Source organism: Streptococcus sp. 2106 (assembly GCF_013277315.1).
In the GTDB taxonomy this organism is placed as follows: domain Bacteria; phylum Bacillota; class Bacilli; order Lactobacillales; family Streptococcaceae; genus Streptococcus; species Streptococcus pseudopneumoniae.
Genome location: NZ_VMMS01000061.1, coordinates 20,454 through 27,269, shown reverse-complemented (window position 1 = coordinate 27,269; position 6,816 = coordinate 20,454). Strand labels below are relative to the sequence as shown.

7 protein-coding genes are annotated in these 6,816 nt (G+C 39.0%); all 7 read left to right on the top strand.

All coding sequences use genetic code 11. The features are described from left to right. Positions 1–138: 138 nt before the first annotated feature. Positions 139–1,314, top strand: coding sequence for an A/G-specific adenine glycosylase (gene mutY / locus HT723_RS07205; protein WP_172934919.1), 1,176 nt, complete (start codon positions 139–141; stop codon positions 1,312–1,314). Positions 1,315–1,369: 55 nt separating this feature from the next. Next, a complete protein-coding gene (gene yycF / locus HT723_RS07200; RefSeq protein WP_000722076.1) occupies positions 1,370–2,074 on the top strand; it encodes a response regulator YycF in 705 nt (234 codons plus the stop codon). Then, positions 2,067–3,416: a cell wall metabolism sensor histidine kinase VicK gene (gene vicK / locus HT723_RS07195; RefSeq protein ID WP_172934918.1), complete on the top strand. Its 1,350-nt coding sequence runs from the start codon at positions 2,067–2,069 to the stop codon at positions 3,414–3,416. The genes yycF and vicK overlap by 8 nt, the downstream gene beginning before the upstream one ends. Position 3,417: 1 nt before the next feature. Then, positions 3,418–4,227: an MBL fold metallo-hydrolase gene (locus tag HT723_RS07190; RefSeq protein WP_001289495.1), complete on the top strand. Its 810-nt coding sequence runs from the start codon at positions 3,418–3,420 to the stop codon at positions 4,225–4,227. 90 nt (positions 4,228–4,317) lie between these two features. After that, on the top strand, positions 4,318–4,560 hold the full coding sequence (locus tag HT723_RS07185) for a DUF6290 family protein (protein WP_000208079.1): 243 nt from the start codon (positions 4,318–4,320) through the stop codon (positions 4,558–4,560). 1 nt (position 4,561) lies between these two features. Beyond that, a complete protein-coding gene (locus tag HT723_RS07180) occupies positions 4,562–4,816 on the top strand; it encodes a type II toxin-antitoxin system RelE/ParE family toxin (RefSeq protein WP_001809704.1) in 255 nt (84 codons plus the stop codon). 75 nt (positions 4,817–4,891) lie between these two features. Further along, the gene (locus HT723_RS07175; RefSeq protein WP_172934917.1) at positions 4,892–6,763 is read left to right on the top strand and encodes an Eco57I restriction-modification methylase domain-containing protein; all 1,872 of its coding nucleotides are present in this window, start codon (positions 4,892–4,894) and stop codon (positions 6,761–6,763) included. Positions 6,764–6,816: the final 53 nt, after the last annotated feature.

The following is a 6,816-nucleotide window of genomic DNA, read 5'->3' as shown; positions in this document are numbered from 1 at the left end:
TTTGAGGTTGCAGATAAGACTGACGAAGTCAGGAACCATACCTACGGCAAGGCGACGTTGACGTGGTTTGAAGAGATTTTCGAAGAGTATTAATACTAGGAAAAGGACAGTTAGAGTCTTCTGTGTTATACTAGAGATATGTTAGATTTGAAAGAATACGGTATCGCCATGTGGCCGGAGGAAAAGATCATTTCTTTTCGTAAGAAACTTCTCAACTGGTATGATGAAAACAAAAGAGATTTACCCTGGCGTAGAAGTAAAAATCCTTATCATATCTGGGTATCTGAAATCATGCTCCAGCAGACCAGGGTGGATACAGTTATTCCTTATTACGAACGATTTTTGGACTGGTTTCCAACAGTGGAAAGTTTGGCGAATGCGCCTGAAGAGCGTTTGTTGAAGGCTTGGGAAGGTTTGGGTTATTATTCTCGAGTTCGTAATATGCAGGCTGCAGCCCAGCAGATTATGACTGACTTTGGGGGCCAATTTCCAAACACCTATGAAGGAATTTCCAGTTTGAAAGGGATTGGCCCTTACACAGCAGGAGCCATTTCCAGTATCGCTTTTAATTTGCCTGAGCCAGCTGTAGATGGTAATGTTATGCGTGTTTTGGCCCGTCTGTTCGAAGTCAACCATGATATTGGGATTCCAAGTAATCGCAAAATTTTTCAGGCAATGATGGAAATCTTGATTGATCAGGATCGTCCAGGCGACTTTAATCAAGCTTTGATGGATTTAGGGTCTGATATTGAGGCTCCTGTAAATCCCAGACCAGAAGAAAGCCCAGTTAAGGACTTCAGTGCAGCATATCAGAATGGAACCATGGACCGTTATCCAATTAAGGCTCCCAAGAAAAAGCCAGTTCCTATTTATCTAAAAGCCTTGGTGGTAAAGAATAGTCAGGGACAATTTTTGCTTGAAAAAAATGAAAGCGAAAAGCTATTGGCAGGTTTTTGGCATTTCCCACTGGTAGAAGTTGATGATTTTTCGCAAGAAGAGCAGTTTGACCTCTTTCATCAGGTTGCGGAAGAAAGTGTAAACTTTGGCCCCAGTCCAGAGGAGAGTTTCCAGCAGGACTATGACCTAGATGTTGCTTGGTTTGATGTTTATTTTGAGACTGTCAAGCATGTCTTTAGTCATCGTAAATGGCATGTTCAAATTGTAACAGGTCAGGTGAGTGACTACCATGATTTTTCAGATAGGGAAGTTCGCTGGCTTTCACCAGAAGAGTTCAAGAATTACCCACTTGCCAAACCCCAACAAAAAATCTGGCAGGCTTATGCAAAAGCCAACTTAGACAGTAGCCAAGACTAGCTATCGTGTCTTCTTGTTATTTTTTTGGTATAATAGTAGAGAAAAAGGTGAACATATGAAAAAAATACTAATTGTAGATGATGAGAAACCAATCTCGGATATTATCAAGTTTAATATGACCAAGGAAGGTTACGAGGTTGTAACTGCTTTTAACGGTCGTGAAGCGTTAGAGCAATTTGAAGCAGAGCAGCCAGATATTATTATTCTGGATTTGATGCTTCCAGAAATTGATGGTTTAGAAGTTGCTAAGACCATTCGCAAGACAAGTAGTGTACCCATTCTTATGCTGTCAGCTAAGGATAGTGAATTTGATAAGGTTATCGGTTTGGAACTTGGGGCAGATGACTATGTAACGAAACCCTTCTCCAATCGTGAGTTGCAGGCGCGTGTTAAAGCTCTTCTGCGTCGTTCTCAACCTATGCCAGTAGATGGTCAGGAAGCAGATAGTAAACCTCAACCTATCCAAATTGGGGATTTAGAAATTGTTCCAGACGCCTACGTGGCTAAAAAATATGGCGAAGAACTAGACTTAACCCATCGTGAATTTGAGCTTTTGTATCATTTAGCATCGCATACAGGTCAAGTCATCACGCGCGAACACTTGCTTGAGACTGTCTGGGGTTATGACTATTTTGGTGATGTCCGTACAGTTGATGTGACTGTCCGACGTCTGCGTGAGAAGATTGAAGATACGCCCAGCCGACCAGAGTATATCTTGACACGCCGTGGTGTAGGGTATTACATGAGAAATAATGCTTGATTTACTGAAACAAACCATTTTTACCAGAGATTTTATCTTTATCCTGATTTTGTTAGGTTTCATCCTTGTTGTGACCCTCTTATTACTGGAAAATAGACGTGATAATATTCAGTTGAAGCAAATCAATCAAAAGGTTAAAGATTTGATTGCAGGAGATTATTCCAAGGTTCTTGATATGCAAGGTGGGTCTGAAATCACCAATATTACCAATAATTTGAATGACTTGTCGGAGGTTATTCGTCTCACTCAGGAAAATCTAGAACAAGAGAGTAAGAGGCTAAATAGTATTCTGTTTTATATGACAGATGGGGTTCTTGCGACCAACCGTCGGGGTCAGATTATCATGATTAACGATACAGCCAAGAAGCAACTGGGGTTGGTTCAGGAAGATGTTCTGAATAGAAGCATTTTGGAATTGCTCAAGATAGAAGAAAACTATGAATTGCGTGATTTGATTACCCAAAGTCCAGAATTGTTGCTAGATTCCCAAGATATCAATGGTGAATATTTGAACCTTCGAGTTCGCTTTGCCTTGATACGTCGAGAGTCTGGCTTTATTTCAGGTTTGGTGGCTGTTTTGCATGATACGACGGAGCAGGAGAAGGAAGAACGCGAACGAAGACTCTTTGTTTCCAATGTTAGCCATGAGTTACGGACTCCTCTGACTAGCGTAAAATCCTATCTTGAAGCCTTGGATGAGGGGGCTTTGTGTGAAACTGTAGCACCAGACTTTATCAAGGTTTCTCTTGATGAGACCAACCGTATGATGCGCATGGTGACGGATCTCCTCCATCTTTCACGTATTGATAATGCTACCAGTCACCTAGATGTGGAACTGATTAACTTCACTGCTTTTATTACCTTTATCCTCAATCGTTTTGACAAGATGAAAGGACAGGAAAAGGAGAAAAAATATGAGTTGGTGAGAGATTATCCCATCAATTCTATCTGGATGGAAATTGATACAGATAAGATGACGCAGGTTGTCGACAATATTTTAAATAATGCTATTAAGTATTCGCCAGATGGGGGTAAAATCACTGTCAGAATGAAGACAACTGAAGACCAGATGATTTTATCCATTTCTGACCACGGTTTGGGGATTCCTAAGCAGGATTTACCACGTATCTTTGACCGTTTCTATCGTGTGGATCGTGCTAGAAGTCGTGCACAAGGTGGTACAGGTCTAGGACTGTCTATCGCTAAAGAAATTATCAAACAACATAAGGGCTTTATTTGGGCCAAGAGTGAATACGGCAAGGGTTCAACCTTTACCATTGTGCTCCCTTATGATAAGGATGCAGTGAAAGAAGAAGTATGGGAGGACGAAGTAGAAGACTAGAATGAGTGAAATAGGCTTTAAATACAGTATTTTAGCGTCGGGTTCCAGTGGAAATTCCTTTTATCTGGAAACCTCAAAAAAGAAGCTTTTAGTAGATGCAGGCTTATCTGGTAAGAAAATTACCAGCCTACTTGCTGAAATTAACCGCAAGCCAGAAGACCTGGATGCCATCTTGATTACCCATGAGCATTCAGACCATATCCATGGAGTAGGCGTTTTGGCTCGCAAGTATGGTATGGATCTTTATGCCAATGAAAAGACCTGGCAGGCTATGGAAAATAGCAAGTATCTCGGTAAGGTAGACTCGTCGCAAAAGCATATTTTTGAAATGGGTAAAACCAAAACCTTTGGAGATATCGACATCGAGAGTTTTGGTGTAAGCCATGATGCAGTCGCACCGCAGTTTTATCGCTTTATGAAGGATGACAAGAGTTTTGTCATGCTGACTGATACAGGTTATGTTAGCGATCGTATGGCGGGAATTGTCGAAAATGCGGACGGCTATCTTATTGAGTCCAATCATGATGTAGAGATTTTGCGAGCAGGTTCTTACGCTTGGCGACTCAAACAACGAATCCTATCTGACCTCGGTCACCTTTCTAACGAAGACGGTGCTGAAGCTATGATTCGTACCTTGGGAAACCGCACTAAGAAAATCTACCTTGGGCATTTATCTAAGGAGAACAATATCAAGGAACTGGCTCATATGACCATGGTCAATCAGCTGGCTCAAGCTGATCTGGGAGTCGGAGTGGACTTTAAGGTTTATGATACCTCACCAGATACCGCAACACCCTTGACGGACATATAAAAAGAACGCTGAGAAGGTGTTCTTTTTATATTGACTGAACACCTAAAAAGTAATACAATGGTGTTACCATTAAAAAAGGGAGTGCAAAAGATGACTACTATTACATTAAAAGTTTCTGAAGCTGATAAAACATTTATGAAAGCAATGGCTAAGTTTGAAGGAGTTTCCCTGTCGGAACTGATCCGCACCAAAACTCTTGAAGCTCTAGAAGACGAATACGATGCTCGTGTGGCAGATTTAGCCTATCAAGAGTATTTAGAAGACTTGGAAAAAGGAGTTGAACCCATTACTTGGGAAGAAATGATGCATGATTTAGGCTTGGAGGATGAATAATTTGTATAAATTAGTTCCGACAAGACGATTCATCAAGCAATTGAAAAAATTGGACCGTTATACGCAGAAGCTAATTACAAACTATTTACAAACCAATGTTTTGGAAGATCCAAGACGACACGGAAAGGCTTTGGTTGGTAATCGCGTTGGTCAATGGCGCTATAGAATTGGTAATTATCGAGTTATCGTACAAATTGTAGATGATGAATTAGTTGTTGCTACTCTAGAAGTTGGTCATCGGAGAGATATTTATTGAATTACTTTTTTCCAAGTAAATTTTCATTCTTTAAAATATGATATAATAGGGCTTACAATATAAGAGAGGTTGCTTATGACAATAGATATTAGTGAAGAAAGTTTAGCTAAAGAATCGGCTGACTTATTAAAAATTCTTTTAAAAGATCGAACGACAAAGAAATCAATTGTTTGGGCAACGCATTCTTATAGCTTGTTAGGAAAAGGCTTTAGTCCTAGTGATGCTATTAGTCCAAGTAAGGTTACTGGAAACTATGCCAACTTGATTCAACCCAGATCTGAAAAATCCAAATATGAGCAAAAAGATCGGACAAAAATAAGGGCAGAAGTGTTTACACCAACTTGGTTGGTCGCAAAGCAAAATGGATATGTAGAATCGGAACTAGGCTCGTTAAGTCTTGAAGAGTATGTTGACTTACGGTGGTTAGAGATAACTTGTGGTGAAGCACCCTATATGGTAACGAGATATGATAACGTAACTGGTGAGGAAATTCCATTATCTGAGCGTGTTGGGTTTGTAGATAGAAAACTACAACGGATTAGTCGTGAGGTTTCAGATGAAGTCGCCTTTTATAAACTTATAAAAGAAGCTTATCGTGCTTCGTATGGTTATGAGTACCAAGGGGACTCTCTACTTTTGGCGCGTGAGAATCTTTTGGCAACTTTTGAGGACTATTATCTAGCTAAGACTGGAAATCAACCAACATTAGAGCAGAAGAAAGAGATTGCAACTATCATCTCTTACAATGTCTTTCAGATGGATGGACTGAAAAAAACCAGTCCTTATTCAGCTAAACAAAGGCAATCTCAACAATTGAGTTTGTTTGCGGATGAGCTAGAGGTCCAAGATGTAGAAGAATCTAAAACCCATATCAAAGACTGGAAAAAGAATAGAATGATAGGTTTTGAGCGCCTATCTAGCGAGGAAAGTGAAATGAAATTTGATGTCGTGATAGGAAATCCGCCGTATCAGGAAATAGGAGAAGCTAGAGATGAGCCGATATATCACTATTTTATTGATGAAGCTTATAAAATCGCAGATAAATCTATACTAATCACCCCAGCAAGGTTTTTATTTAAAGCTGGTCAAACTCCTAAAAATTGGATGGAAAAGATGCTTGAAGACAAGCATTTAAAAGTTCAATTCTATGAACTTAAAAGCGGTAAAGTATTTACAGGAACGGATATTAAGGGTGGAGTAGCAATAACTTATCGTGATGTTGATAAAGATTTGGGACCAATCGGAGTATTTACTATTTTTGAAACTTTGAATGGTATTGTAAAAAAAATCGAAAAACATCCAGAATTTGAAACTTTTTCTGATTTAGTTTATCCTCAAGGTATTTATAGATTTTCAAATAAACTTTTTTCTGATTATCCAAATGCTGAAAAGCTGCAAGGAAAAGGAACAAAAAATAAAATTGTTTCGAAATCACTAACTCAGTTAGATTTTGTTTTCAAAAACAAAGAAGAAAAAGACCATGTTGCTCTACTTGGAAGAATTGGCTCCGAACGTGTTTATCGATATATTAATAAAAAATATTTAGATTTACCGGAAACATTCGAAAATTATAATGTTTTTGTACCAGAAGCTAATGGAAGTGGTGCCTTAGGTGAAGTCTTATCAACACCCCTAATCGGGGAACCCCTAATCGGGCATACAGATACTTTTTTATCTATTGGTAATTTTAAAACAAAATTTGAAGCCGATGCTTGTATTAAATTTATTAAAACTAAATTCGCTAGAGTATTATTAGGTGTTTTGAAAGTTACTCAGCATAACTCACGCAAAACTTGGTATTACGTTCCACTCCAAGACTTTACAAATGATTCAGACATTGATTGGACACAATCAGTGGCTTATATTGACCGTCAGCTCTATCAAAAATATGGTCTTTCTCCAGAGGAAATTGCCTTTATTGAGACACATGTAAGGGAGATGGATTAGAGAAGTATTTTTATTTGACAAATAGCGCTCAATGATCTATAATAGACACATAG

Excerpts from the sequence above, each read along its gene's own strand:
- mutY (WP_172934919.1), top strand. The coding sequence starts at position 139 with ATGTTAGATTTGAAAGAATACGGTATCGCCATGTGGCCGGAGGAAAAG.
- yycF (WP_000722076.1), top strand. The coding sequence starts at position 1,370 with ATGAAAAAAATACTAATTGTAGATGATGAGAAACCAATCTCGGATATT.
- vicK (WP_172934918.1), top strand. The coding sequence starts at position 2,067 with ATGCTTGATTTACTGAAACAAACCATTTTTACCAGAGATTTTATCTTT.
- HT723_RS07190 (WP_001289495.1), top strand. The coding sequence starts at position 3,418 with ATGAGTGAAATAGGCTTTAAATACAGTATTTTAGCGTCGGGTTCCAGT.
- HT723_RS07185 (WP_000208079.1), top strand. The coding sequence starts at position 4,318 with ATGACTACTATTACATTAAAAGTTTCTGAAGCTGATAAAACATTTATG.
- HT723_RS07175 (WP_172934917.1), top strand. The coding sequence starts at position 4,892 with ATGACAATAGATATTAGTGAAGAAAGTTTAGCTAAAGAATCGGCTGAC.